This window comes from Hyunsoonleella sp. J2K-J805, from assembly GCF_057167125.1.
The window spans coordinates 3,322,310-3,348,660 of record NZ_CM169901.1 but is presented as its reverse complement, the minus strand read 5'-3'; the positions used below and the strand labels follow the sequence as shown (position 1 = coordinate 3,348,660).

Here is a 26,351-nt window from a genome sequence, read left to right as displayed (position 1 = left end):
CGGGAATTTATTTAATTAAAAGTAGATATTTAATGTGGATTCCCGCCTTCGCGGGAATGACAAAAAACTAAAGAGCGTCTATTACCTTGCTCAATCGCTCAGTAATTGCCTCAATACTACCAACACCATCAACCCCAAAATATTTATTTTGAGCGGTGTAGTAATCTTTAAGTATAGCCGTTTCGTTGTAGTAAACTTTAATTCTGTTTCTAATAACGGACTCATCAGCATCATCAGCTCGTCCACTGGTTTTTCCGCGTTCTAACAGGCGTTTTACCAAAACTTCATCATCAACTTCAAGAGCAATCATCGCATTAATTTGAGAATCTTTTTCATCCATCAATGCATCCAAGGCATCAGCTTGTGCATTTGTTCTAGGAAATCCATCAAAAATAAAACCGTTGGCATCAGCATTTTTTTCAACTTCAGCGTTTAGCATATCAATAGTAACTTGGTCTGGCACCAATGCACCTTTATCAATGTAAGATTTGGCAAGCATACCCAAAGCCGTTTCATTTTTAATATTATATCTAAAAACATCTCCTGTTGAAATGTGTACTAGGTTATATTTTTCTTTTAAAAAATTTGCTTGCGTGCCTTTACCTGCTCCCGGAGGGCCAAATAATACTAAGTTGGTCATGTGTTGTGTTTCTTTAATTTGGTAAACTTCTGGTAAGTCCCTGCCCAAATTATCATAGTCTAAACCATAGCCCACGATAAATTTGTTGGGAATTTTTATTCCTATATAATGTAATTTAAAATCTTTCTTGTATGCCTCGGGTTTGTAAAATAGTGTCGCAATTTTTAAAGCTTTTACTTTTTCATTTTTAAAAATGCGATGTACTTCAGCAAGTGTTTTTCCTGTATCGATAATATCCTCCAGAATAATTACGGTTCTTCCTGACAAATCTTGGGTTAAACCTATTAAACGCTGGATATCCTCGCTAGATTTCACCCCTTCATAAGAGGCTAACTTAATAAAAGTAACTTCACAGGGCTTTGGGTATTTCTTAACGAAATCGCTCGTTAACATAAAAGACCCATTCAAAATCCCCACAAACACAGGAACCTCATCACCCAAATCATTGGCAATTTCAGCAACCATTCTATCTATTGCTTCTTCAATTTCAGCAGCAGATATAAATGGCTTAAAGTATTTGTCGTGAAGCTTTATCACTCTCATTTAAGTTTGAAAAAGGCAAAGATAATTAAATGATTTACGATTTACGATGTTTTGATTTATGATTTGGTTACAGAATTTGTTATTTAAGTGTATTTTTGTGCATCTTTAACTTGTATTCTTTAAATTTTAAGAATGAATTATTTTTCCTCAGATTTTAAATTAGGCATCCTTGGTGGTGGGCAATTGGGTAAAATGCTACTTTACAACACGCGTAAGTTTGATATTTACACTTGCGTGTTGGAGTCTAGTAAGGAAGCTCCTTGTAAGACGGCCTGTGATGAGTTTCATTTAGGTGATTTAATGGATTATGATACGGTTTTTAACTTCGGAAAAAAGGTTGACGTACTAACCATTGAAATTGAAAATGTAAATGTTGATGCGCTGGAAGCCTTGGAGAAGGAAGGTGTTAAAGTATATCCCGCTTCTAAAACCTTGCACACCATTCAAAATAAAGCAAAGCAAAAACTGTTTTACATTGATAACGAATTACCAACGGCACCTTTTTCAAGGTTTGCTTATTTATCTGAAATTGAAGATGCCATAAATAATAGTGGATTAGAATTACCATTTGTTTGGAAAGCAGCTCAATTTGGTTATGATGGTAATGGTGTAAAGGTTGTAAGACAAATTTCGGATTTAGAAAATTTACCAAAAGGCGAATGTATTGCCGAGGAATTGGTACCGTTTAAAAATGAGCTTGCCGTAATTGTAGCTAGAAACCCCTCAGGCGAAACCAAAACATTCCCTGTGGTAGAAATGGAATTTCATCCCGAAGCCAACCAAGTGGAATATGTGATTTGTCCTGCGAGAATTTCGGACGAAGTCGCGAAAAAAGCGAGAGAGGTAGCACTGGATGTTTCCAAAGCATTTGACCATGTAGGACTGTTAGCTGTTGAAATGTTTCAAACTGAAGACGATGAGATTTTAATAAACGAAGTGGCTCCAAGGCCTCACAATTCGGGTCACCAAACTATCGAAGCAAGTTACACATCACAATTTGAACAACATTTGCGTGCTATTTTAGATTTACCTTTGGGGAGAACTGATAGTAAAGTTGGTGGCGTAATGGTGAACTTAGTAGGTGCAGAAGGACATACGGGTAATGTGATTTATGAAAATATTGAAAATATTATGACGATGGACGGTGTTACACCGCATATTTACGGTAAAAGGCAAACCAGACCATTTAGAAAAATGGGACACGTTACTATTGTAAATGAAGATTTAAACGAAGCACGTCGCGTAGCAGAAGGTGTTAAAAAATCAATTAAAGTAATAAGTGAGTAAATCACAATAAACAATAACTAAAAACCAAATTCCAATAGTGAAAATGAAGCTTTTGGGCTTTGGAATTTAAAATTTGGAATTTATGAGCAAAGTAGGCGTTATCATGGGAAGCAAAAGCGATCTTCCTGTAATGCAAGATGCGATAGACATCTTAAAAGGTTTTGATTTACAAGTTGAAGTTGATATAGTATCTGCGCACCGCACACCAGAAAAATTATTCGACTACGGTAAAAATGCCCACATTAGAGGGTTTGCTGTAGTAATAGCAGGTGCTGGTGGTGCTGCTCATTTACCAGGAATGGTAGCCTCCCTATCGCCTCTTCCCGTAATTGGTGTTCCTGTAAAAAGCAGCAACTCCATTGACGGCTGGGACTCTGTACTATCCATTTTACAAATGCCTGGAGGTGTTCCTGTAGCTACGGTAGCTTTAAACGGCGCAAAAAATGCGGGGATTTTAGCAGCACAAATTATTGGAGCACATGATAAGTGTGTTTTAGATAAAGTTATAGCTTATAAAGAAGGATTGAAAGTTAAAGTTCACGAATCGGCTAAGGGTTTAAAATAGAGAAACCCCGACAAAAAAGCCGAGGTTTCATTAGCTATTAACAATAATTCTTACGAGTTAAAAGTTAACTCCTCTGAAAAATCTGCGCAAAAATAATAATAAAAAATACATTGACTACTGTGCGCGCATAACAAACATTAAACTTTAACATTTTTTTGAGAAAATGATTGAATACTCATCGATAAACGGTTTTAACACACCATACAATACAGCTCCTTTTTCAAAAATTAAGGATGAATACTACTTACCATCTTTCCAAAAAGCTATTTCAGAAGCTAAAGCTGAAATTGATGCCATAGTTGAAAACTCCAAAGCTCCTACATTTGAAAATACCATTGAAGCTTTAGAGTTTTCAGGGGAAAAATTAGATAGAATCTCTAGTATTTTCTTTAATGTAAATTCTGCTGAAACTAATGAAACCATTCAAAAAATAGCGCAAGATGTGTCTCCTATGCTGTCAGAATTTAGTAACGACATTACTTTGAATGAAGATTTATTTAAGCGTATAAAGTCTGTCTACGATTCTAGAAATGAATTAGACTTAACTATTGAGCAACAGACGCTTTTGGATAAAAAATATAAAAGCTTTTCGCGAAACGGCGCTAATCTTCCAGAAGACAAAAAAGAACAACTAAGAGAAATCGATAAGAAGTTAAGTCAGCTTAAGTTAAAATTCGGAGAAAATGTTTTAGCCGAAACCAACAAGTTTGAAATGTTGGTTACGGATGTAAATGACTTATCAGGATTACCAGAAGGCGCTAAAGAAGCCGCAAAACAACTGGCAGAATCTAAAGACAAAGAAGGTTGGCTCTTTACTTTGGATTATCCTAGTTACATTCCCTTTGTTACTTACGCTGATAATAGGGAATTGCGTAAAAAAATGTCTTTAGCTGCTGGCAGTAAAGGGTTTAAAAATGATGATTTAGATAATCAAAAGATAGTTTTGGATATTGTAAATCTAAGGCATGAGCGTGCAAACCTTTTAGGCTATAAAACCCACGCACACTTTGTATTGGAAGAACGCATGGCAGAAACGCTTGAGAAAGTTCAGAAGTTTTTGAATGAACTTTTGGAAAAAGCAAAACCCGCTGCCCAACGCGAGTTTACCAATCTTGAAAGTTTTGCAAAAGATTTGGATAACATAGATCAGTTACAAAAATGGGATGGCGCTTATTATTCTGAAAAATTGAAACAAAAGCTATTCAGTTTGGATGATGAAAAATTAAAACCTTACTTCAAGCTTGAAAATATTATTGATGGCTCATTCAAAATAGCCGAAAAATTATTCGACTTACATTTTGAAGAAATTGACACCATTGATAAATACCACGAAGATGTGTTGACCTATAAAGTCACAGATTCTAAAGGTAATTTTATAGCCATATTTTACGCGGATTATTTCCCAAGACCGGGAAAACGCAACGGCGCGTGGATGACCGTTTACAAACCGCAATACGTTAAAAATGGTGAAAATAGCAGACCACATATTTCCATAGTTTGCAACTTCACAAAACCGACAAAGACCAAACCATCGTTGTTGACATTTAATGAAGTTACAACGCTTTTTCATGAATTCGGGCACGCTTTACACGGTATGTTGGCCAACACCACCTATCCCAGCTTATCGGGAACCAGCGTGCATTGGGATTTTGTAGAATTACCAAGTCAGGTGATGGAAAACTGGTGCTACGAAAAAGAAGCATTGGAGTTATTTGCTACACACTATGAAACGGATGAGGTTATTCCAATGGATTTAGTGGAAAAAATTAAAGCTTCGGCAACCTTCCACCAGGGTATGCAAACGCTGCGCCAATTAAGTTTCGGGTTGCTAGACATGAGTTGGCACGGAACAAACCCAAGCCATATTACAAATGTAAAAGCTAATGAAAATAAAGCCTTTGAAGGTACAAAATTATATCCTGATGTTGAAGAGAACTGTATGAGTACTGCATTTTCTCATATTTTTCAGGGTGGTTATTCCTCTGGATATTACAGTTACAAATGGGCAGAAGTTTTAGATGCCGATGCTTTTGAGTATTTTAAGGAAAAAGGCATTTTCAACAGAACTGTTGCTGATAAATTCAAAGATAATGTGCTTTCACAAGGTGGAACAGAAAACCCAATGACGCTATACAAACGTTTTAGAGGGCAAGAACCAAAACCTGAGGCTTTGTTGAAACGTGCGGGGTTGTTGAAATAAGTTTATAAATTTTAACGTTTAGGTGTTTATGAGGTTTCTAAGACTTATTAAACACCTTTTTATATTTATTTTTTTAACCGCACTTACGCAAATTGGAGGTATCATTTGGTTACTGGGTTTGTGGATTTCACAAAAAACCAAAAAGAGAAAACGATATATCTTCCCTATGCTCTATTTAGTTTTCAATTTACTTATCATTCCTCCAATTGCTAAACAATTTGGTAGAGAACCACTTCCAGTTTTTAGTGAAGAATTGGAACCAAGAAATTTAGTCTACCCATTGCTATTTCGAAATTACGTCGCACCAGAGCTTAAAACTGAATTAGAAGATTCTGCACATGCATTATTTACATCAAATAGCATTACTATTACCTATTTAGATGCTAATTTTCCTTTTTTTAATAATTTCCCCCTATTACCTCACCTTAGTCATAATGATGGAAAAAAGGTAGACATTTCTTTTATGTACTTAGGTGAAGATAATAAGCCTACCACCAAAAAACCATCGATTTCTGGTTATGGTGTTTATGTAAATTCTAATAAAAACAACACGAACAACCACTGCCTATCTCAAGGGTATTGGCAATATAATTTTTCTAAATATTTAACTTTTGGAACAATCAACAAGTTACAATTGGATGAGACACATACCAGCATCTTAATTTCAAGATTGTTAGCAATGCCTTCCACAAGAAAAATCTTTATTGAACCTTATTTAAAAAAATCACTTGGGTTTTCAGATCAACCCAAAATAAGGTTTCATGGTTGTCATGCAGTACGACATGATGACCATATCCATTTGCTAATGAAATAGGTAATATTACCATTGAAACATAAGTGAAAAGAAAAAAAACCTTCTATTATTATAATTTACTAATCAAAATAATAAACTTTTAATGCTTTTTTTGAAGGTATTAAATTAAAGTAAAAAAGAGCTTAACCATAACGGTTAAGCTCTTTTCTTTTAAATATTTATAGTTATTTGACAATTACTTTTTCTGAACTGTTAAAGTTCCCATTATCATCAGTCATTCTCACAATATAAACACCACTTGCAAGATTAGCCCCATTAATACTAACCGTTTTGTTAGCATCCACATTGTTATAACTATTTTGGTATACTAAATTTCCTACTGAATCGTACACAGCAACGTTCATCTTAGATATTAATGCGCCTTTAGTATTAATATTAATAATACCATTAGTTACTGGATTAGGAAAAACCATTCTTCCAAATGCATATTTACGCTCTAGAGATTCTAATTGCTTCATCTCTTTTTGGACTTGACTTTTATTAAACCCTCTCACGCTCAATAAACTTCTTAGTAAGTTTAAAGTAATTTCTTGCTCAAAAGCGTCGCCTATAGTACTTACACTTCCGTCAGAAGATAACACTCTTAAATTAAGAACAGCAACTCTTCTAGTTCTTCTAGCTTCAAGAAATTCTCTAACAAGTATTCTAAATAATGCTATAGCTTGCGTTCTTTGAGGTGCGAAAGAAGTTTCTGCTAATTTTTCATTAATCAATAATGAATCAAAATTATCATTTAAACTTGCTTCAAGTGTGTAAACAACCAAGTCTTCATTTGGATCTAGAGCTTCTTCCCACGATACTGTAAATGGTGATGGCCTAAATCTGCTACCTGTATTTACATCTGTAATATTAGATATTGCTGGAAATGCATTGTCGTCTCTTAATATTTGGCCTCTCAACTCACCAGGTGCATTATTAAGCGAGTGTACATTAATATAAATATTACCTGTTAAGATTGCTTCTCTTTGTTGATCTGTTAACTCTACCACATTATTTACCGCTTCAAATACACCGCTTAAATTATCTGCCGATGGTGTGGTATTTAGTAAGAACTGAATAGCTCCCGTTTCTATAGCACTTCCTAAATGTCCGTGTACTCCTCCTGCTAATTCCACGTTTAATGCAGAACTTAAATTGCTAAAGCTTCCGCTAGAAATTAATTGATTGCCTCTTAACTCAAACTGGATGTTTCCAAAACCATCACTTGTTGTCAAAGGAATCTCGTTTCTTGCATCTAAATTTGTTGCCAAATACGCTTGAGCTAATGGCATTACTTGACCTCTTAACTCTCCTGCCCTAAATGCTTCGCTGTGTATATTTGTATAAATGCCTCTTGCAAATAATCCGTCTACAAAACTTTCTGGTGTCTCACCTTGTGCTACAATAACACCAGGTTCATCTAAATTAAATGTATTATTCTCTGGCAAAAACACACCGTTATTTGCATCGTCTGGTGTAGTATTTAATAAAATGGTTACTGCCCCATTAGTACCTGCTATACCTGTGTGTAAGTGAATACCTCCTGCTATATCTGTTGCTAAAGCACCTTGTAATCCATTATAAGATCCCGATACGATTAATTGATTATTACCACTATCATAACTTACTAGTAAACGTCCATTTGCTGTGGTGTTTACAGCTGCTGGCACCTCTTGTATCCCTGCTAATTGCACCCTAAATGCTGCGTTTGTTAAAGGTGTTATTTGCCCTCTTAACTCACCGCCTCTATTAGCTTGCGAATGGATATTAACATAATTACCTTGGCTTAATAATAAAGCAACTTGCGCGTTAGTCAATTCAAATGTATTTTGTGATGCTAAAAACACCCCACTCCTATTATCATCGCTTGCTTTTATATTTAAAAGAATTGAGATAGGCCCATTTCTACCAGCTACAGCATCGTGTATATGGGCACCACCAGCTAAATCTACAGCAATATCTCCTTCTAACCCAGAAAAAGATCCTGATGCAGTTAAAATATTACCTTTTAAATCAAACACAATATTACCGTTAGAGTTTGCCACTATAGATGGTACTTCATTAGCACCAGACATATTTGCTAATAAAGCTACATCAGAAACAGGTAAGATTTGCCCTCTTAACTCTCCCCCTAAATTAGCTTGAGAATGTATATTTATATATAAAGAACGGGCTTGTAATAAACCTACTTGTGCATCTGTTAATCGAAATACGTTTACAAAGCTTCCATTGATATTTGTGTTATCTGTTGTAATATCTAATAATAAAGCTGGACCTTGCGGTGTAGTAGAATTTGGCGTTCCGGATATTGGACCATTTGTTCCTGCTAAGCCTTCGTGGATATGCCCTCCTCCTGCTAGTTGCGTTGCCAATTCTCCTTCTAAGCCTGTAAATGAGCCAACAATAATTAATGTATTACCAACCAACTCAATTCTTGCCGAACCAAATGACCGTACAGTAATAGCAGGATTTTCTTGTGTTCCTGTAAGAGTGGCTTCAAAAGATTCTTGTCTTAACTTTTGAAATGGTTGTAAATTCTGTTCGTCTCTTGCTTGAAGAATTAAATCTTCAAGAAGGTTTTCATCAATTCCATTAGTTGAATTCTGAGCTAGTATGTTTTGTGTAAAACCTATTAATAGTACAAGAAACACTAATTCAATTTGTTTTTTTAATTGCTTACCGCAATTAGCAAAGTGATTTTTTTTCATAATTTTTTTTTGTTAAACGGATTTATTTCTTTTTATAATTTCCCAGGAAAGAAATTGTTAAACAAAGCAACATGTTTACATTGATTTGTGAAAATAAAATCATTCGAAACGGAATCTTGAATACTGAAAAGGAATCATTCACAATTATATCTATGATTTTAATTTCCATTCATTTTACTCATGTTCTTTAATTACTTGTCAATATTATATAACCATAAACGATATCAAATTATATCCCTTAAGCTGATAATAAACTTTCAATAATTATTGAAAGTTTAGAAATTATTTATATATTTGTGCTATGGAATATCAAGAAGCAAAAGAAAAATTTATAAGTACTTGGGGAAGTTTGGGTACGCTTTGGGGCATAAACAAAGCTATGGCGCAGATACAGGCGTTACTTTTTATTTCTATAAAACCATTGTCTATGGAAGAGATTATGGAGGAATTGAAAATTTCTAGAGGCAATACAAGTATGAATTTGCGTCAATTAATGGATTGGGGCATTGTAACCAAAGAAATTGTACGAGGTGAGCGCAAAGAGTTTTTTACCACTGAAAAAGATGTTCAGGAATTGGCAAGAATAGTTGCCAAAGAGCGCAGCCGAAGAGAAATAAAGCCTGTTATAAAAGTTTTGGAAGATGTAAGTTCTATTAAAGATGATGGCACAGCAAAAACAAAGGAATTAATAAAACAAACTAAAGCTTTAAAAGATTTAACAGACGATTTGGACACGTTAATGAACAAACTTGTGAACCAAAAACAAAACTGGTTAACAAAGTCTGTTTTTAAATTGATGAAATAGACAACTATTTTTTTAAATATAACTTTCAATATTTTCTGAAAGTTTAAAAATTACATGAAATGAAAAGTATATATAAAGCCAATCTTTATTTAACAGTTATTCTATTGGCAATCTCATTAACTTTTTGGGGTGCAATTATAGCTCTTCCAATATTAGGAGTTTATCAAATAGGTATTTCTGTTTTCATATTAAGAAATATATCAAAGCTTCCAAAACCGATTAAATATTTATTTTACGGTTACGTATTACTTACAATACTTCTTGCAAGCACATTCAAAATATTAAATATCTATGGAGTACTTGCCATAGAACTATTATTCATTTGGTTGTTTGTTTCTGGATTTCTAGCGCTATTCAATTTACATATAACTTATAAAATTAAAAATCATGAAAACTCAAATTCCTAATTGGCTTATTATTTTGGGAGGTTGCGGTCAAATTTTTACAGCCTTAATTTATCCTTACATAAGACATAAAGTATTTGACTGGTACAGCGATGTTAAACAACTTAGGCCTTTAAATCAAGAAATTGCAAAAACCTATGGCAGATATATACAAGGTCTTAATTTTTCTTTTGGATTAATTTCTATTTTGATTCCAAATGATTTAAAAAACCATACCGCCTTAGCTATTGCTATAACTGGATTAATTGCAGCTTATTGGGTTGGAAAAGCAGCAACTCAAATTGCATATTACCCTATGTATGACATTCCTAAAAAATTAATCTTTAAAATAGGTAGTTATTTTATGAATAGCTTATTTACACTTTTTGCAATTGTTTACACTTGGCTCTTAACACATAATTTAATTTTCTATTTCAACCTTTAAAGTTAGAGACATGAAATCAACAGCAATACATCTAAATAAAAAAACAGAAACCAATCGTATAGAAATGATTGATTTCTATAACGAGGCTACAGAAGATTATGAATTCTGGAGTAAAGATTTTAACATGCATTTTGGGTATTTTGTGCCGTTAAAAACTAATCCTTTGAAAAGGGATAGTATGCTGAATGAAATGAATCATCAAATCTTGAAAAAGCTAAAACTCTCTAAAACGGAAAAAACAAGTTTAGCGGATTTAGGTTGTGGTATGGGTGGCAGTATGCGATATATGCTTAAAAAGAACAAGCGCCTTACTGCTTTTGGTGTTACACTTTCAGAGTTTCAAGTGCTGCAAGGTAACATGCTATTGAAGGGTTTAAATGGTGCAATCTTAAAAGAGAATTACAACCAAACCTCATTTGAGACTGAGACTTTTGATGCGGCGATAGCTGTTGAAAGCTTTTGTCATTCTGGTCATAGTGGCAACTCGATAGCTGAGGCTTTTCGAATTCTAAAACCTAATGGAACATTAGTAATTGCGGATGCCTTTTTAAAAAAAGACTTAAAAGACTTATGCCACGGTGGCAAATATGCGTACAGAAAGCTTTGTAATCATTGGAGCTTAGAAAAGCTTGAAACTATCGAGAACATGGTAGCACATTTAAAAGCTGCAGGTTTTAGTGATGTAAAAGTTGAAGACGCTTCTTTTAGAGTAGCTCCTTCTGTTCTTCATGTACCATTTGCTATTTTAGGTTTTGCCTTTAAAAAACTTGTAAACTCAAAACAATTAAAAAGAGAAAGTTTACATAACTTAAAGGGTTCATTTTATGCATTATTATCTGGGTTACACATGAAAAGTTTTGGGTACTACATTATAACTTGCAAAAAATAAATTCATTAGGAGAGAATACAGTTAGCGGATAGTTGCGTTAGAGATTGAACTGCATGTGGAGCTCCCGACCTAAGGAGGAGCGACTAGTAAAAGCCTGCATGCCTGCATGCCAGACTTTTTAGGGGAACACCCAAAAAACAATAACCTTTTCACTTACATTAATATAAATCAAAATTTTAGCTTATTTTTGGGTTTCAAAAAAAGAGCTACGAGAATGACCGAACATAAAATAGATCCTAATAAGTGGATTGAACTTTATTCCGACTACCTGTTTAACTATACCATTACACGCGTGAGTGACAGGGAGATGGCGCAGGATTTGGTACAGGAAACGTTTTTAGCTGGGTTGAAATCTATGAAAAATTTTAAGGGAGAGGCTAGCGAACGCACATGGCTCATCTCCATTTTAAAGCGAAAAATTATAGACCATTACAGAAAAATTAATAGTAACAAGGGAAAAGCCGAGGTACGGATTAATTATAACGACACCGAAAGTGAGGGCGATTGGCTGGAAGAACGGGTTGCGGACCCGTTTGACAAAACCGCTGAAGACACCTTACAAAACAGCGAATTGGGCAGTGCCATACAAAACTGTTTGGACAAACTACCGCAAAAACAGGCGGACGTTTTTAAGATGAAAACCATTTTAAATTATGAAACCGAAGTGATTTGTAATGAACTAAATATAACTCCGTCTAACCTTTGGGTAATCATCCACAGAGCACGAACCGCCATGGCGGATTGCCTCGAAAAAAATTGGTTTTAATCATGGAGCAAAAGAAAAAAGGTCTTTTATTTATAAGTTGTGATGAAGCAAAACATATTTGCGATAAGGCGCAATATGGTGAGGCCAATACTTGGGAAAAAATCAAACTAAACATCCGTTTGTCTTGGTGCAAAATTACACGCGCTTATTACAAACGCAACGTTAAGCTCACCAAGGCTATAGAATCTTCTAAAGCCGAACGCTTGGATCCTAAAACAAAAAAGGAAATGCAGGCTAAGCTTAAGGAAGAATTAGCAAAGCATTAAAAGTCGTTTCTAACAAAACTTTTGCTAGAAACTTAAATTCCTATACGTTTATTTGGGCGTTCCCCTCGATTTCATATTCCAACGTTTCATGAAACAGCAGTCTTCTAGTTGGGATAGGAGTTTATCCTGAGCGCAGTCAAAGGGCTATATCTTTCTGCGGAGCAGTCCCGAACTGGTTTCGGGATCTCATCCTTGTTGTTTTAAACCTGTCTTAACTTTAAAAATTCGGTCATCAACCGCTCCGTATAAAGGATGCCGTTTCTATACCTAACGCGGGCTTACTTGCTATGGTTTTTGTAAAACCTCAAGATAAATGTGTGTTTGTCAGGGCTGTGCAAAAGTTATGTTTGTTATCTTGAACTCGATGAGTTAAAAAATTCAAACTTATGATTGAAAAATTCACCAAAGGACAGGCTAAAGATGAGATTTTAAAATATTGCATTGCACAAAATCATCGCACTATCGCTTCAACCGAACTGCAAAATGAACTTTTCCCTAATACTTCAGTTGATATTATTAAAGTTCTATTACAAGAAATAGACAAAGAAACAAATGGAATTGCAACTGTTAATTTAAAAAGTCGGTCAAAATACATTGCAACAAACGGAGCCACTCAGATGTTTTTAGACGAAGGTGGTTTTACCAAAAGTGAATCTGAACTTCTTGCGAAATCGAACTTGTCAAAAGAAAGAGATAGCCTTGACATAGAAATTAAACGTTTGCAAAAGGACAAACTAATACATGAAGAAATAATTCGTGATCAAAAAACCAGAATTAGAGATTTAACCGAAAAACTCAAATTCATAAGCCTTTTGGAAAAATATTGGTGGGTTGTACTTACTTGCATTGGCATTGGATGGTCATTAGGAGAACTTTTGGATAAACTAAAATTACTCTAACATTTCAATTTAATATAAAAGTTAGTCTTGCTCTGTATAACCATTTTTAGAGACTTGGTCTCAGTTTACGAGCAACAGCAAAAGCCAAACAACAGGAATCCCCTCCACCCAAAACGAACTATAATATCTATTTTGGTTTTTTCGAGCGAACACCAAAAGCAAAACCGTTAGCAATTGCACCACACCCAAAACCCAAATATGAGTTTGGGAGGTTTCATCTTTAAAAAATTCCAATAAGAAAATTGTGATCGCAATCACAATACCAATTATTTTCGTCTTCCTCACCCCTATCCTTTGCGGAATTGTAGACAACTTTAAGCTATCAAATTTTAAATCCCTTATTTCAAAAGGCAACATCAATAAAATCACAAAACAAAAACGCTGAAACCCGGTAATAAACGCATCATCATCTATTGAATAATCATTACTCAACAACGGCAAAAAAACAGTTACACCACTCCAAACTAAGGCAATTACATACACCTTTAAACCACCTATACTTCTTAAATTGTGATGCTTGTCAATAAAAATACGTTTTGGTAAAAACGGAATTGCATAAAAAAAGGTTATCAACCCAAAAACGCCTAAATAAATTAGTATTTTCAAAGGAAGCTTCAATGCATAATAGCCCATCAACAAAAAGCAGAAAAACGAAAAGATCTGTATCGCCTTTAACCAATTAGCTAAACTCCTATGATGGAATTTTGCCAACCCAAAATACTTCACAAAATTATAGCCTGTAATGGTGGCATAAAACACAAAATAGAGCACCGCTTTGTCATAAGGTAAATCAAACTCCAGAAGCGTAACATAAGTTAATGCATATACTGCTAAAGCCACATGAATGCTGCTATTGATATAAAAATTAAGAAGCTTTTTGAAAATGCCCATACTGTAAAAGTAAACAAAACCAATTGTGCAATTTGGCAAAACTCTGTCAGTTCGAGTGAATTTTACGATTGAAATGAGTAAAATTTGTATCGAGAATAAGAGTTTTGGATCTTGAAAATAGTTCTCGATACAATTTTGAGCTTCGCTCGGTATCTTCAATCAAAATATATTTTGATTTCAATAATCTCAAAATCACTAGAACTGACGAACAAACATCATTTGTTATCAAAACCCACAAAAAGTAAAATTCAGTGTTAATAAATGCATCGAATGGTTAAAAACTTTCGATTTTCTTCAATAAAACCTTTCAAATATTCAGTAATTTTGCAAATTATGTAATAAATTTTGCTTGAAATGAACACAAATGCTTTCGCTTTGCGCCATATTGGACCTCGAGAAGAAGATCAAAAATTGATGTTAGAAGCTCTAGGTCTAGATTCGTTAGATCAATTAATTTCAGAAACAATTCCTGATGATATTCGTTTAAAATCACCACTAAATTTAGACGAACCTATGACAGAGTATGAATATTTGTTGCATATTCATGAGCTGTCCAAAAAGAATAAAGCACGCAAAACATACATAGGTTTAGGCTATCACCCAACTGTAATGCCAGCGGTGATTCAAAGAAATATTTTGGAAAACCCGGGTTGGTACACCGCCTACACCCCTTACCAAGCTGAAATTGCACAAGGAAGATTAGAGGCACTTTTGAATTTCCAAACCATGGTAACCGATTTAACTGGGATGGAAATCGCCAATGCATCGCTTTTAGATGAAAGTACTGCAGCTGCCGAAGCCATGAGTTTATTATTTGCCGTGAGAAGCAGACCTCAAAAGAAAGCAGGTATCAATAAGTTCTTTGTGTCTGAACAAATATTACCGCAAACACTATCATTATTAGAAACACGTTCTACACCAATTGGTATTGAATTAGTAATTGGAAAAGAAGAGAATTTCGATTTTTCATCGGAATTCTTCGGTGCTATTCTGCAATATCCTGGAAAAGACGGTCAAATTACAGATATAAAATCTTTTATGGAAAAAGCTAATGCTTCCGACATAAAAGTAGCCGTTGCAGCCGATATTTTAAGTTTGGTAAAACTAGAAGCTCCCGGGAAATTTGGTGCTGATGTGGTTGTAGGCACTACCCAGCGCTTTGGTATCCCAATGGGTTATGGCGGTCCGCATGCGGCATATTTCGCCACTAAAGAAGCATACAAGCGAGATATTCCAGGACGCATCATTGGTGTTACAAAAGATACTAACGATAACCGTGCCTTACGTATGGCGCTACAAACCAGAGAGCAACATATTAAAAGAGATAAGGCAACATCAAATATATGCACCGCACAGGTTTTATTAGCTGTTATGGCCAGTATGTATGGCGTGTATCATGGACCTAAAGGCTTAAAATTTATTGCAGATCAAGTACACAACAAAACCTCCAAATTAGCCGAAGTTTTGGAAACCCTAGGCTACGAACAGGCAAACACCTCTTATTTTGACACGCTTCAAGTAAAAACCAAAGCAAAAGCCATTAAAAAAGTGGCATCCGAAAAGAAAGTAAACCTTTGGTATCCTGATAAAAATACGGTGACCATTTCAATAAACGAAACTACATCTATTAGAGATCTCAATTATTTAATATCCATTTTTGCCGAAGCGGCCGGAAAAGATACGATCGAAATTTCCGAAATCTCTCCTGCAAATAATATTGACACTTCAATTTCAAGAACATCAGGGTTTTTGACTCTAGAGGTTTTCAATAAATACCATTCTGAAACTGAATTAATGCGTTACATTAAGTCTTTAGAACGTAAGGATTTGGCATTAAACCATTCCATGATCTCATTGGGCTCTTGCACCATGAAACTCAATGCAGCTTCAGAAATGCTACCATTGAGTATTTTCAAATGGGCAAATATTCATCCTTTTGTACCTAAAAAACAGGCAAAAGGTTACTTAGAAGTTTTAAAAGCATTAGAAGATCAGCTCACAGAAATTACTGGTTTTGCAGCCACATCTTTGCAACCAAATTCTGGGGCACAAGGAGAATTTGCTGGCCTCATGGTTATAAAAGCTTACCATGAATCTCGTGGTGACCATCACAGGAATATATGTTTAATTCCGTCATCAGCACACGGTACAAACCCTGCAAGCGCTGTGATGGCAGGCATGAAAGTAGTGGTTACAAAGTCAACCGAAGAAGGCAATATAGATGTTGATGATTTAAGAGAAAAAGCAGAATTAAACAAAGATAATTTATCAGCTTTAATGGTAACGTATCCTTCAACACACGGCGTTTACGAATCTGCTATTAAAGAAATCACACAAATTATTCATGATAATGGTGGACAAGTATACATGGACGGTGCCAACATGAATGCCCAAGTTGGTCTTACAAATCCTGGAAATATTGGTGCAGACGTGTGCCACCTCAACCTTCATAAAACATTTGCTATTCCACATGGCGGCGGCGGCCCAGGTGTTGGCCCAATTTGCGTAGCCAAACAACTGGCACCTTTCCTACCTGGAAATCCAATCATAGAAACTGGTGGAAAAGATGCCATAACAGCTATTTCTGCTGCACCTTTTGGCTCTGCTTTGGCCTGTTTGATTTCCTATGGCTATATCAAAATGCTCGGTTCGGAAGGCCTAACAGAATCTACCAAAGTAGCCATTTTAAATGCCAATTACATCAAACACAGACTGGATGGCTATTACAATACGCTATATTCTGGTGAAAAAGGAAGAGCAGCTCATGAAATGATCATCGATTGTCGTCCTTTTAAAGAAAATGGAATTGAGGTTGTAGATATTGCAAAACGCCTGATGGATTATGGTTTCCATGCACCAACGGTGTCATTCCCAGTGGCCGGCACCATGATGATAGAGCCTACAGAAAGTGAAAGCAAAGAAGAAATAGACCGTTTTTGTGATGCGATGATCTCTATAAAACATGAGATTGATACGGTTACTAAGGAAGACACAAATAACGTACTTAAAAATGCGCCACATACTATGGAAATGATAACCTCAGACGAATGGTTATTGCCATATTCACGAGAAAAGGCTGCATTTCCTCTAGACTATATTCGAGACAATAAGTTTTGGCCTTCAGTAAGGCGTGTAGACGATGCTTATGGCGACAGGAATTTAATCTGTACTTGTGCGCCAATAGAAGAGTACGCGCAGGCATAACATAATAATATTTTGGCGTTACCCTTCCCGTCAGCTATCGGGAAGGGTCGGGCTATCCACTTTATCTTTCTGCGAAGCAGTCCCAAACTTGTTTCGGGGTCTCACACTTTTAATCCAGATATTTCTTAACCTGAAAATTTTGTCATCAAAAGCTTCGCATAAAGGATGCCGTTCCTATCCCTAACGCGGGCTTATCCGCCAAAACCCATTCAAAAACCAGAGTAAAACCTGTCTTTGAACGTCGTAATTTTTTTTAGTTCTTTTTCGGTAATTTTTAAAAAGCAATTATATTGTCATTTGGAAATGATTAAAAAGTAATCGCTCTCTTTATGAATATCAAAATTACTGGAACAGGAAGCTACATTCCATCTACTGTTGAAAAAAACGACGCCTTTCATAATCATGAGTTTATGAACGCCGACGGCTCGGTAATTACCGCGCCAAATGAAGTTATAGTTGAAAAATTCAAGTCTATAACTGGCATTTCTGAACGTCGTTACGCAAAGAATCATTTAACAACTTCAGATTTAGGATTCTTTGCTGCAGAAAAAGCTATTGAAGACGCCAATATCGATCCAGAAACCATAGATTATATTATCGTTGCACACAATTTTGGCGATGTGAAGCATGGTACTATTCAAGGTGATTTGTTGCCATCCTTAGCGGCACGTATAAAACACAGTTTACGCATTAAAAACCCAAAATGTGTGGCTTACGATTTGTTGTTTGGATGCCCAGGTTGGGTTGAAGGCGTAATACAAGCCAAAGCATTTATAAAATCAGGCATGGCAAAACGCTGTTTGGTGATTGGGACAGAAACCCTCTCTCGAGTTGTGGATAAACATGATAGGGATGCCATGATTTTTTCTGATGGCGCAGGAGCAACAATTGTTGAGGCAACAGACGAAGAGGGAGGTATACTGGCACACGAAACCGCAAGTTTCACCTATGATGAAGCCTATTTTTTATTCTTTGGAAACTCTAATAACCCAGAACTAGATAAAGACACGCGCTATATTAAAATGGATGGTAGAAAAATCTACGAATTCGCTTTGATGAACGTACCAAAAGCTATGAAAACCTGTTTGGATAACAGTGGCGTGGACATAAAAGATGTCAAGAAAATTTTCATTCACCAAGCCAATGAAAAAATGGACGAGGCTATTTTAAAACGTTTCTACAGATTATACAGAACCGAAATTCCAGAACATGTAATGCCTATGAGTATTCAAAAACTGGGGAACAGTTCTGTTGCTACAGTGCCCACACTTTTCGATTTGGTTAAAAATAAGCAGTTGGATAACCATGAGCTAAACAAAGGCGATGTAGTAATTTTTGCCAGTGTTGGTGCTGGGATGCATATTAATGCTGTTGTGTACAAATATTAGGCTTATTAAACAATTTTCGCTGAAGTGACTTTATGCAATTGATTTATAAAACCATCTATAATCCGTTTTTTAATTTTCTGCTTAGAAACATAAATTATGCCCTCAGATATTTATTACGGGACAAAATTAAAATACCACCTTCCGGAATTCTGAATCTGAAAACCGATTCTGGCATTATAAATGTAGCAACAAACCAAACTAGCTACTTGACTCAACTCCTTTTCTGGAATGGCTATAAAAACTTTGAGTATTCTGAAATATTTGAAAAACTCTCCAAAAACATAAGTGTATTTCTTGATATTGGCTCAAACATTGGATACTACGCTTTGTTAGCCGCAAAATCAAATTCCAATATCACTGCTTATGCTTTTGAGCCGGCAATTGGCCCTAAATTTTATTTAAAAGAAAACATTGTACTAAACAATTTTGAAAATCAGATTGAGCCAATAAATCTAGCCCTAAGCAATACCACTGGAACTATTGATTTTTATGAAGTTGAAAATGTAAAATATAAGTATTTAAAATATAATTTAGCTGGAGAAGGGAATGCAGGCACTAAAACAACTACTAGAAATTTTGTAAAAAACACGGTTAAAGCTATTACTTTGGAAGAATTTGTTAAGAGCAAGAGTATAAACAAAATCGACCTCATTAAAATAGATACCGAGGGCACAGAAATAGATATTTTAAATTCAGGTAGGAATATAATTAGTCAGTACGAGCCTATTGTAATTTGTGAAACACTATTTAACACCATTGAAAATGAATTAGATGTTTTTTTCAATGAATTAAAATACCAGTTTTTCAATCATACTCCACAGGGCTTAAAAAAAGTTGACACTATAAAACGATTAGAAGACAATGGCATTAGAAATTGTTTTTTTGTTCCTGAATCTAAACTTGAATTGATATCTGAATTTATTTCTAAAAACTAGTCAAACTTTAAAAAAAATTCATTAATACCTGTAATTTTAGCACTGTAATGAATTTCCACATCGTCATACCAGCCCATAATGAAGCAGATGCTATAGGTCTTACGTTGTATTCATTGTCGCAACAAACCTTAAAACCAAAGCAAATTGTGGTGGTGAATGACAATTCTACAGATCAAACCGAATCGGTAGTGGATGGTTTTGTCCAGAAACATAGTTTCATTTCTTTGGTGAACGCTCAATCTTCCGATAAACATTTACCAGGTTCAAAAATTATCAATGCATTTTACAAAGGGTTTGAAACCTTGGATGATGATTATGACATTATCTGCAAGTTTGATGCAGACTTGATTTTTCCTGAAAACTATCTTGAAAAACTAGCTGAACATTTCGAAAACAATCCAAAACTAGGAATGGCCGCTGGTTTTTGCTACATTGAAAAAGATGATAAGTGGATTTTGGAAAACCTCACAAGAAAAGATCATATTCGTGGCGCTTTAAAGGCTTACCGTAAAGAATGCTTTGAACAAATAGGACAATTAAAACGCTCCATGGGTTGGGATACCGTGGATGAGTTGTTGGCACAATATTACAATTGGAAAATTTTAACCGACCAATCTTTACATGTAAAACATCTGAAACCAACTGGCATAAGTTATAATAAAGCATCTAAATATTTACAAGGTGAAGCCATGTATAAAATGCGTTATGGCTTCTTAATCACCTTAATTTCTGCTATTAAACTGGCTTTTAAAAAAAGGAGTTTTACACAATTTAAAAACTATATGGGTGGTTATTTTGAAGCTATAAAAAACAAACCTAAGTTTTTAGTTTCAGAAAAAGAAGGCATGTTTATTAGAAAACTGCGTTGGAAAGGGATGAAAAACAAATTTTCCTAAAACTTACTCCAAAACAAATTCCAAAGGTTGCCCAATAGCAAAATTAGGGAAGCTTATCCCCAAAAGTGCCGATATGGTAGGCGCAATATCGGTAATCTCAGTTTTTCTATACGTATGCCCTTTTTTGATACCCTTTCCAAAAAACAATAACGGCACATGGGTATCGTAATTTAAACCGCTGCCATGTGTAGAACCTGTTTTTCCATAGCTTATATAGGCGGGATCGTCTACTAAAATAATATCGCCTGAGCGTTTTTGGTTATATCCTTTTTGCAACAGTGCCTCTATACCTTCTATAAAATCAACCGATCGCATTGTAGTTGCAGTAAATGCTTTCGAGATATGTTTATAGTTAATCTGTTCGTTTAATATATCCTCTTGCACCTGTTTCAAATCTAAGCCTAAAGCCTTAACAATATCATGATTTAAAAAGATTTGGTTGTTACTTATGTTTTCAACAATATCAACCGTACCGTATTTATCCATTAAAAATGTATTGAAAAGTTCCTTTCTATCAGAGCGCTCTACATAACCTGCTGGAATTTTAACAGACTTTAAATACGAAGGCACATCTATTGCTCCATGGTCGGCAGTTAAAAAAACGGTGTATTCGCCAGCACCAACTTCTTTATCTAAAACCATAAAAAACCGTTCTAAATCTTTATCTAAACGTATATAAGTATCTTCTATTTCCTTTGAGTTCACCCCAAAATTATGTCCTACATAGTCGGTACTAGAGAAGCTAACGGTCAACACATCGGTTACATCATCCTTTCCCAATGCTTCAGCTTTTACGGCTTCAATAGCAAAATCTGCAACTATACTATTTCCAAAGGGTGTAGACTTCAAAATATCAAACCCTGCATTTTTTTTAGATAATTTCTTCAAATTATAAGGAAAGGTTGCCGTTTCTTTTCCATTAAAACCGCCTTCAAAATCATTTAAGTCTGGCCCACTTTCAGTATAGGTAGAAATGTCATAGAGTGTTTGCCATTCCTTTAAATAAGAAGCTGCAATTTTTGATGCATTAAAATCTTCAACCCATTTTGGAAGTTGTTGAAAATAATAAGTGCTAGACACAAAGTTGCCTTCATGTTTCCCCCTAAACCAATAGGCTGCGTTTGCTGAATGACCTGCGGGTAAAATTGCGCCCCTATCTTTTATGGAAATCCCGATACTCTTGCCTTTCATCTGCGTGAATAACCTGTTTTCATCAGCAAACGTAGTTGTTTTCATTCTGTGTGGAGACATACGCTCCATATCAGAGTTTGTTCCAACAGCCAACACAGTATCATCTCCTGCACAATACACCATTTTCTTAATGTCCTTGTCAAACCAATTATTAGCTATAATGCCATGGTATTTCGGTGTAGTCCCTGTAAAAATTGAGGCATGCCCTGGCCCCGTATAAGTTGGCACATAATTAAAATGGTTGTTCTTGCAGTTAAAACCTTCCCGCATCATTCTTTTAAGCCCACCTTCGCCATATTTTGATTCAAAACGTGTTAAATAATCATAGCGCATTTGGTCTACCACAATACCAACAACTAGCTTAGGTTTATCACTCTGAGCGTTAATAGGTGAACAAAGAATTGTAAAGATTAAAAAGGTTAAAATGTACTTCATTTTCAACAAATTTTTAGACTTCAAAAATACACATATTAAAATAGCATTATTTAAAATTAAGGTTAAATACCCCTAAGTTTTTTTTACTTTAGCAATTACAAATTGAAATATGACATACCTACACAATATAGGGGCTTACTTTTTAATGATTGCTGAGATGTTTCGTAAACCAACGAAATGGTCTGTCATGAAACAATTGATACTCAAGGATATTGACGACTTAATCATTGGGTCTTTGGGTATTATTGCATTTATTTCGTTTTTTGTTGGTGGTGTAATTACCATTCAAACGGCGCTTAATATAGATAACCCTTTAATTCCTAAATACTTAGTAGGGTTTGCCACTCGGCAATCCATAATTTTAGAATTTGCACCAACCTTTACCTCTATTATTATGGCAGGTAAAGTAGGGTCTTTTATAACCTCAAGTATTGGTACGATGCGTGTTACTGAACAAATAGATGCCTTAGAAGTTATGGGTATTAACTCCCTTAATTATTTAGTCTTTCCAAAAACTATAGCGTTGCTGTTGTATCCATTTGCGATTGCCACAGGCATGTTTTTAGGAATACTGGGAGGTATGGCAGCATGTGTATTTGGGGGATATTCTACTCTTGCGGATTATATTTTGGGTATACAGACCGATTTTGAATCCTTTCACATTATTTACGCATTTATAAAAACCTTTGTGTTTGCCTTTGTTTTAGCTACTATACCCTCGTTTTATGGCTACTATATGAGGGGAGGTGCTCTAGAGGTAGGTAAAGCGAGCACCACGGCTTTTGTTTGGACGAGTGTAGTAATTATTTTGCTAAATTATATTATAACCGGAATGCTATTAGGCTAATGATTGAAGTTAAAGATTTGCATAAATCGTTTGGAGACGCCCATATTTTAAAAGGTATTACAACCTCTTTTGATAAGGGAAAAACCAATCTTATCATTGGGCAAAGTGGTTCGGGGAAAACCGTATTTTTAAAATGCTTACTCGGACTCTTTGAATATGAATCTGGAACGATTTCATATGACGGTAAAATTTTTTCGAACCTCTCTGAAAGTGAAAAGCGCGATTTACGTGCTGAAATAGGAATGGTATTTCAAGGAAGCGCATTGTTTGATTCTATGACCATTGCTGAAAATGTGATGTTTCCACTTCAAATGTTTACAAAAATGAGTAAAAGTGAAATGGAAGACAGAGCAGATTTTGTACTAAAACGAGTAAATCTTTCAGAAGCACATCATAAAATGCCTAGTGAAGCATCTGGTGGGATGCAAAAACGTGTTGCTATTGCCAGAGCTATAGTTAACAATCCGAAGTATTTATTTTGTGATGAACCCAATTCTGGTTTAGACCCGAAAACAGCAATTGTTATTGATAACTTGATTCAAGAAATCACAGACGAATATCAAATTACAACGGTAATCAATTCGCATGATATGAATTCTGTAATGGAAATTGGCGAAAAAATTGTTTTCCTAAAAAACGGATTAAAAGCTTGGGAAGGTTCCAATAAAACCATTTTTAAAACAGATAATGCATCTGTTACCGACTTTGTGTACTCTTCAAACCTATTTAAAAAAGTGCGCAAAATGTATATAGAAGAAAATGAGTAAATACAAGCGGCATTATCGTTAACCCAAAATGAAAACCACAACTAAACTCGCGCTTTTTGTTTCCTGTGTTTGTCTGGGTGTATTTATTTTGAACCTAATTTTAAATAACAGCATTTGGATGGGTATTTCACTAATTTTATGCTTTTTTTCTTTAGCATTAGCGTGTTCAACATCTCATTCTCTTAAAAGATACTCTTTTACAATTTTAATTTTCGGGATGGTAGCTATGGCTATGTTTTTCCCTAAAATATTTATAAAAATTGGGGATTTTAATCTCAAATTACTCATCGTACCCTTACTTCAAACTATAATGTTTGGTATGGGAACTTCAATGAGTATTAAAGATTTTAAAGGTGTTATAAACATGCCTAAAGGGGTATTTATCGGGTTAATTTGTCAATTTACCATTATGCCCATATTAGGGTTTTCTATAGCTCATGGATTTGGTTTTAGCAGTGAAGTTGCGGCAGGCATTGTTTTAATTGGTTGCTCACCCAGCGGATTAGCATCAAATGTAATGGTATATCTTGCTAAAGCAAATTTAGCTTTATCTATAACCTTAACATCTATAGCCACATTGTTAGCACCATTACTTACACCGTTTTTAATGCAAACCTTTGCAGGAGAATTTATACCGATAGACGTTTGGCAAATGATGCACAGTATTGTTAAAATGGTAATATTACCCATTATCGCTGGTTTATTGTTTAATCAGCTTTTCCATGGTAAACTTACATGGTTAGATAAAGTTTTACCCAAAATTTCTATGGGGGCAATAGCATTAATTATAGCCATAATTACGGCTGCCGGTAGAGATAGTTTATTAGAAATTGGATTATTGCTAATACTTGCAGCAATTATACACAACAGCGCAGGTTATTTTTTAGGTTATTGGGGTTGCAGATTGTTAAAAATGAAAGAAGCGGATTGTAGAACTATTGCCTTAGAAGTAGGGATGCAAAATGGTGGTTTAGCCTCAGGCATTGCTATTGAAATAGGGAAAGTAGCCACTGTAGGGTTAGCTCCTGCCGTTTTTGGACCATGGATGAATATTTCAGGTTCAGCATTGGCCTCGTGGTGGAGAGACAGAGACCCAGTAGAAAATGATAGAAAACAAAAATAACGTAAGAGGTATTGCTATTTTAAAATAACAATATTTTCCTTTTTAATTTCTTTTTTTAACCAAGCTTTTAACGCTTCTTCTTGCTTTAAACGTAAACTATCTTTTAAACTTTTGTCCCATTTTAAACTAATGGCAGATATGGTATCGATATTTATAAAATCTTTTGAGGTTAGCATGTTAGCATAACCAAAATACTCTAAGTTACTAAATCGTACTTTGGCTTCGCGAGATAAATTAGTAAAAGACACCTCTCCTCCATTGCTTTTAGATTCTAACTCTTGATTTAAATCGGTGATATTTTCTTGTAGTTCGTTTATTTGCTTTTGTAAGCCTGCAATAATATTATCCTTATTGTCTAAATCCTTTATTGCTCTGTCATAGGCTTCAGATATTTTATCAAAGCTTCTATTCTTATTCCCCTTTATGTTTAAAGTGAAGTCTTTAATTTTCTCATAGTTCTTTATTTCATTTGTTAAATCAGCAATGGTTGCTTCTGTTACTTCACCATTAAAATAAAGTGTAATTGACTTCTCCTCCCATGCAGGAGTTCCTTTTTGAAGCCATAACTCATTATTAGATTCTACTTCAGTTTTTAAAAAGTTATTATAATCGCTTTCAAAACCACTTTGTTGAATAAATTTTACAAACGTCCAAATTGCAGGTGCCATCACCAAAATAGCGATAATCGAAGCTAGTCTAGCTATGCGCTTACGTTTTTTGGAATTGGCATACCTTAACATTGGGAAACGTAAAATCTTCAATACCAAAAATGTAGCTAGAGCGATAAAAATGGTATTGATAGTAAAAAGATACATGGCACCAATAAAATAATCCCAGTTATGCGCTAAACCATAACCGGCCGTACAAAGTGGCGGCATCAATGCTGTTGCAATAGCCACACCAAAAATAACCGATGCAATAGTTCCTTTCTTAGTACGAGCAATTATTAGTGCTGCACCACCAAAAAATGCAATGAGTACGTCTCTAACATCTGGTTTTGTCCTGCCAAACAGCTCGTTGGTCATAATATCTGCAGTAGGGAAAAATTTAAAGAATAAAAATGCGGCAAGCAAACTTAAAACTATCATGGTAGCTAAGTTTATCATCGATTTTTTTAAGGTATCTATATCGTTTATAGCTATAGAAAGACCAACGCCTAAGATGGGCCCCATTAATGGAGAGATTAACATGGCACCAATAACCACAGCCGTAGAATCGGCATTCAAACCGATTGATGCGACAAATATGGAACAAACCAAAATCCAAGCCGTAGCACCTTTAAACGGGATATCATTTTTTATAGCTTCTATAGTTGCAGCCCTATCCGTATCGTCCCTAAAATCTAAAAGTTCACTTAAAAACTTTGAAATACTGGCATACAACCCCTGAGCATCTTTTTTTACATTTTCTTTAGATTGCTCTACGTTTTGTTCTTTTTGACTTGCTTCTTTCTCTTCAGAGAAATTAAATTTACTTTCTTCCATT

23 protein-coding genes are annotated in these 26,351 nt (G+C 35.1%); 18 read left to right on the top strand and 5 right to left on the bottom strand.

Annotation, left to right across the window (positions count from 1 at the left end; translation table 11 throughout):
* Positions 1-67: 67 nt before the first annotated feature.
* Complete coding sequence (locus tag AC1B0Z_RS14725) at positions 68-1,177, bottom strand: adenylate kinase (protein WP_483792883.1); 1,110 nt, start codon at positions 1,175-1,177, stop codon at positions 68-70.
* 138 nt (positions 1,178-1,315) lie between these two features.
* Between AC1B0Z_RS14725 and AC1B0Z_RS14720 the strand changes: the two genes are divergently transcribed.
* The 4 genes from AC1B0Z_RS14720 (at position 1,316) to AC1B0Z_RS14705 (ending at position 6,049) form a co-directional block, all read left to right on the top strand.
* Positions 1,316-2,470 (top strand): 5-(carboxyamino)imidazole ribonucleotide synthase, encoded by a 1,155-nt coding sequence (locus AC1B0Z_RS14720; RefSeq protein ID WP_483792882.1) that lies wholly within the window; start codon positions 1,316-1,318, stop codon positions 2,468-2,470.
* Positions 2,471-2,552: 82 nt separating this feature from the next.
* Positions 2,553-3,035: a 5-(carboxyamino)imidazole ribonucleotide mutase gene (purE, locus tag AC1B0Z_RS14715; protein ID WP_483792880.1), complete on the top strand. Its 483-nt coding sequence runs from the start codon at positions 2,553-2,555 to the stop codon at positions 3,033-3,035.
* 163 nt (positions 3,036-3,198) lie between these two features.
* Positions 3,199-5,235: a M3 family metallopeptidase gene (locus AC1B0Z_RS14710; protein WP_483792878.1), complete on the top strand. Its 2,037-nt coding sequence runs from the start codon at positions 3,199-3,201 to the stop codon at positions 5,233-5,235.
* A 166-nt stretch (positions 5,236-5,401) separates the two neighbouring features.
* Entirely contained in the window at positions 5,402-6,049 is a 648-nt protein-coding gene (locus AC1B0Z_RS14705) for a hypothetical protein (protein WP_483792877.1), read from the top strand.
* Positions 6,050-6,213: 164 nt separating this feature from the next.
* Here the strand turns inward: AC1B0Z_RS14705 and AC1B0Z_RS14700 are convergent, their stop codons facing one another.
* The gene (locus AC1B0Z_RS14700; protein WP_483792876.1) at positions 6,214-8,736 is read right to left on the bottom strand and encodes a CHRD domain-containing protein; all 2,523 of its coding nucleotides are present in this window, start codon (positions 8,734-8,736) and stop codon (positions 6,214-6,216) included.
* Positions 8,737-9,037: 301 nt separating this feature from the next.
* Between AC1B0Z_RS14700 and AC1B0Z_RS14695 the strand changes: the two genes are divergently transcribed.
* The 7 genes from AC1B0Z_RS14695 to AC1B0Z_RS14665 all read left to right on the top strand — a co-directional run bounded on the left by AC1B0Z_RS14695 (position 9,038) and on the right by AC1B0Z_RS14665 (position 13,189).
* Positions 9,038-9,541, top strand: a complete 504-nt coding sequence (locus AC1B0Z_RS14695) for a GbsR/MarR family transcriptional regulator (protein ID WP_483792874.1) — start codon at positions 9,038-9,040, stop codon at positions 9,539-9,541.
* 59 nt (positions 9,542-9,600) lie between these two features.
* Positions 9,601-9,948, top strand: coding sequence for a hypothetical protein (locus AC1B0Z_RS14690; RefSeq protein WP_483792873.1), 348 nt, complete (start codon positions 9,601-9,603; stop codon positions 9,946-9,948).
* A complete protein-coding gene (locus AC1B0Z_RS14685; protein ID WP_483792872.1) occupies positions 9,929-10,369 on the top strand; it encodes a hypothetical protein in 441 nt (146 codons plus the stop codon). Before AC1B0Z_RS14690 ends, AC1B0Z_RS14685 begins: the two co-directional genes overlap by 20 nt.
* 10 nt (positions 10,370-10,379) lie before the next feature.
* Positions 10,380-11,258, top strand: a complete 879-nt coding sequence (locus AC1B0Z_RS14680; RefSeq protein ID WP_483792871.1) for an SAM-dependent methyltransferase — start codon at positions 10,380-10,382, stop codon at positions 11,256-11,258.
* Between the two features lie 214 nt (positions 11,259-11,472).
* Entirely contained in the window at positions 11,473-12,024 is a 552-nt protein-coding gene (locus AC1B0Z_RS14675; RefSeq protein WP_483792870.1) for a sigma-70 family RNA polymerase sigma factor, read from the top strand.
* 2 nt (positions 12,025-12,026) lie between these two features.
* A complete protein-coding gene (locus AC1B0Z_RS14670; protein ID WP_483792868.1) occupies positions 12,027-12,290 on the top strand; it encodes a hypothetical protein in 264 nt (87 codons plus the stop codon).
* A gap of 386 nt (positions 12,291-12,676) precedes the next feature.
* Positions 12,677-13,189: a hypothetical protein gene (locus tag AC1B0Z_RS14665; RefSeq protein WP_483792866.1), complete on the top strand. Its 513-nt coding sequence runs from the start codon at positions 12,677-12,679 to the stop codon at positions 13,187-13,189.
* Between the two features lie 60 nt (positions 13,190-13,249).
* Here the strand turns inward: AC1B0Z_RS14665 and AC1B0Z_RS14660 are convergent, their stop codons facing one another.
* A complete protein-coding gene (locus tag AC1B0Z_RS14660; protein ID WP_483792864.1) occupies positions 13,250-14,080 on the bottom strand; it encodes a UbiA prenyltransferase family protein in 831 nt (276 codons plus the stop codon).
* 354 nt (positions 14,081-14,434) lie between these two features.
* On the opposite strand from AC1B0Z_RS14660, the gene gcvP reads away from it, so the two are divergent.
* The 4 genes from gcvP (at position 14,435) to AC1B0Z_RS14640 (ending at position 20,503) form a co-directional block, all read left to right on the top strand.
* A complete protein-coding gene (gene gcvP, locus AC1B0Z_RS14655; RefSeq protein WP_483792863.1) occupies positions 14,435-17,284 on the top strand; it encodes an aminomethyl-transferring glycine dehydrogenase in 2,850 nt (949 codons plus the stop codon).
* 329 nt (positions 17,285-17,613) lie between these two features.
* Positions 17,614-18,672, top strand: a complete 1,059-nt coding sequence (locus tag AC1B0Z_RS14650; protein ID WP_483792862.1) for a 3-oxoacyl-ACP synthase III family protein — start codon at positions 17,614-17,616, stop codon at positions 18,670-18,672.
* Positions 18,673-18,878: 206 nt separating this feature from the next.
* The gene (locus AC1B0Z_RS14645; protein ID WP_483792860.1) at positions 18,879-19,607 is read left to right on the top strand and encodes an FkbM family methyltransferase; all 729 of its coding nucleotides are present in this window, start codon (positions 18,879-18,881) and stop codon (positions 19,605-19,607) included.
* 47 nt (positions 19,608-19,654) lie between these two features.
* Entirely contained in the window at positions 19,655-20,503 is an 849-nt protein-coding gene (locus tag AC1B0Z_RS14640; RefSeq protein WP_483792858.1) for a glycosyltransferase family 2 protein, read from the top strand.
* Positions 20,504-20,506: 3 nt separating this feature from the next.
* Here AC1B0Z_RS14640 and pafA read toward each other — a convergent pair whose 3' ends face one another.
* The gene (gene pafA, locus AC1B0Z_RS14635) at positions 20,507-22,129 is read right to left on the bottom strand and encodes an alkaline phosphatase PafA (RefSeq protein ID WP_483792857.1); all 1,623 of its coding nucleotides are present in this window, start codon (positions 22,127-22,129) and stop codon (positions 20,507-20,509) included.
* A 109-nt stretch (positions 22,130-22,238) separates the two neighbouring features.
* Between pafA and AC1B0Z_RS14630 the strand changes: the two genes are divergently transcribed.
* The 3 genes from AC1B0Z_RS14630 to AC1B0Z_RS14620 all read left to right on the top strand — a co-directional run bounded on the left by AC1B0Z_RS14630 (position 22,239) and on the right by AC1B0Z_RS14620 (position 24,866).
* The gene (locus AC1B0Z_RS14630; RefSeq protein WP_483792855.1) at positions 22,239-22,976 is read left to right on the top strand and encodes an MlaE family ABC transporter permease; all 738 of its coding nucleotides are present in this window, start codon (positions 22,239-22,241) and stop codon (positions 22,974-22,976) included.
* On the top strand, positions 22,976-23,743 hold the full coding sequence (locus tag AC1B0Z_RS14625; RefSeq protein WP_483792854.1) for an ABC transporter ATP-binding protein: 768 nt from the start codon (positions 22,976-22,978) through the stop codon (positions 23,741-23,743). The genes AC1B0Z_RS14630 and AC1B0Z_RS14625 overlap by 1 nt, the downstream gene beginning before the upstream one ends.
* 118 nt (positions 23,744-23,861) lie before the next feature.
* Positions 23,862-24,866: a bile acid:sodium symporter family protein gene (locus tag AC1B0Z_RS14620; protein WP_483792853.1), complete on the top strand. Its 1,005-nt coding sequence runs from the start codon at positions 23,862-23,864 to the stop codon at positions 24,864-24,866.
* Positions 24,867-24,880: 14 nt separating this feature from the next.
* On the opposite strand, the gene AC1B0Z_RS14615 is transcribed toward AC1B0Z_RS14620, so the two are convergent.
* Positions 24,881-26,350: a DUF389 domain-containing protein gene (locus AC1B0Z_RS14615; protein ID WP_483792852.1), complete on the bottom strand. Its 1,470-nt coding sequence runs from the start codon at positions 26,348-26,350 to the stop codon at positions 24,881-24,883.
* Position 26,351 lies beyond the last annotated feature (1 nt).

Coding starts and splice junctions, on each gene's coding strand:
- AC1B0Z_RS14650 (WP_483792862.1), top strand. CDS start 17,614: ATGAATATCAAAATTACTGGAACAGGAAGCTACATTCCATCTACTGTT.
- gcvP (WP_483792863.1), top strand. CDS start 14,435: ATGAACACAAATGCTTTCGCTTTGCGCCATATTGGACCTCGAGAAGAA.
- AC1B0Z_RS14660 (WP_483792864.1), bottom strand. CDS start 14,080: ATGGGCATTTTCAAAAAGCTTCTTAATTTTTATATCAATAGCAGCATT.
- AC1B0Z_RS14670 (WP_483792868.1), top strand. CDS start 12,027: ATGGAGCAAAAGAAAAAAGGTCTTTTATTTATAAGTTGTGATGAAGCA.
- AC1B0Z_RS14640 (WP_483792858.1), top strand. CDS start 19,655: ATGAATTTCCACATCGTCATACCAGCCCATAATGAAGCAGATGCTATA.
- AC1B0Z_RS14675 (WP_483792870.1), top strand. CDS start 11,473: ATGACCGAACATAAAATAGATCCTAATAAGTGGATTGAACTTTATTCC.
- AC1B0Z_RS14615 (WP_483792852.1), bottom strand. CDS start 26,350: ATGGAAGAAAGTAAATTTAATTTCTCTGAAGAGAAAGAAGCAAGTCAA.
- AC1B0Z_RS14685 (WP_483792872.1), top strand. CDS start 9,929: ATGAAAACTCAAATTCCTAATTGGCTTATTATTTTGGGAGGTTGCGGT.
- AC1B0Z_RS14620 (WP_483792853.1), top strand. CDS start 23,862: ATGGGTATTTCACTAATTTTATGCTTTTTTTCTTTAGCATTAGCGTGT.
- AC1B0Z_RS14710 (WP_483792878.1), top strand. CDS start 3,199: ATGATTGAATACTCATCGATAAACGGTTTTAACACACCATACAATACA.
- AC1B0Z_RS14720 (WP_483792882.1), top strand. CDS start 1,316: ATGAATTATTTTTCCTCAGATTTTAAATTAGGCATCCTTGGTGGTGGG.
- AC1B0Z_RS14690 (WP_483792873.1), top strand. CDS start 9,601: ATGAAAAGTATATATAAAGCCAATCTTTATTTAACAGTTATTCTATTG.
- AC1B0Z_RS14705 (WP_483792877.1), top strand. CDS start 5,402: ATGCTCTATTTAGTTTTCAATTTACTTATCATTCCTCCAATTGCTAAA.
- AC1B0Z_RS14630 (WP_483792855.1), top strand. CDS start 22,239: ATGACATACCTACACAATATAGGGGCTTACTTTTTAATGATTGCTGAG.
- AC1B0Z_RS14680 (WP_483792871.1), top strand. CDS start 10,380: ATGAAATCAACAGCAATACATCTAAATAAAAAAACAGAAACCAATCGT.
- purE (WP_483792880.1), top strand. CDS start 2,553: ATGAGCAAAGTAGGCGTTATCATGGGAAGCAAAAGCGATCTTCCTGTA.
- AC1B0Z_RS14625 (WP_483792854.1), top strand. CDS start 22,976: ATGATTGAAGTTAAAGATTTGCATAAATCGTTTGGAGACGCCCATATT.
- AC1B0Z_RS14695 (WP_483792874.1), top strand. CDS start 9,038: ATGGAATATCAAGAAGCAAAAGAAAAATTTATAAGTACTTGGGGAAGT.
- pafA (WP_483792857.1), bottom strand. CDS start 22,129: ATGAAGTACATTTTAACCTTTTTAATCTTTACAATTCTTTGTTCACCT.
- AC1B0Z_RS14700 (WP_483792876.1), bottom strand. CDS start 8,736: ATGAAAAAAAATCACTTTGCTAATTGCGGTAAGCAATTAAAAAAACAA.
- AC1B0Z_RS14665 (WP_483792866.1), top strand. CDS start 12,677: ATGATTGAAAAATTCACCAAAGGACAGGCTAAAGATGAGATTTTAAAA.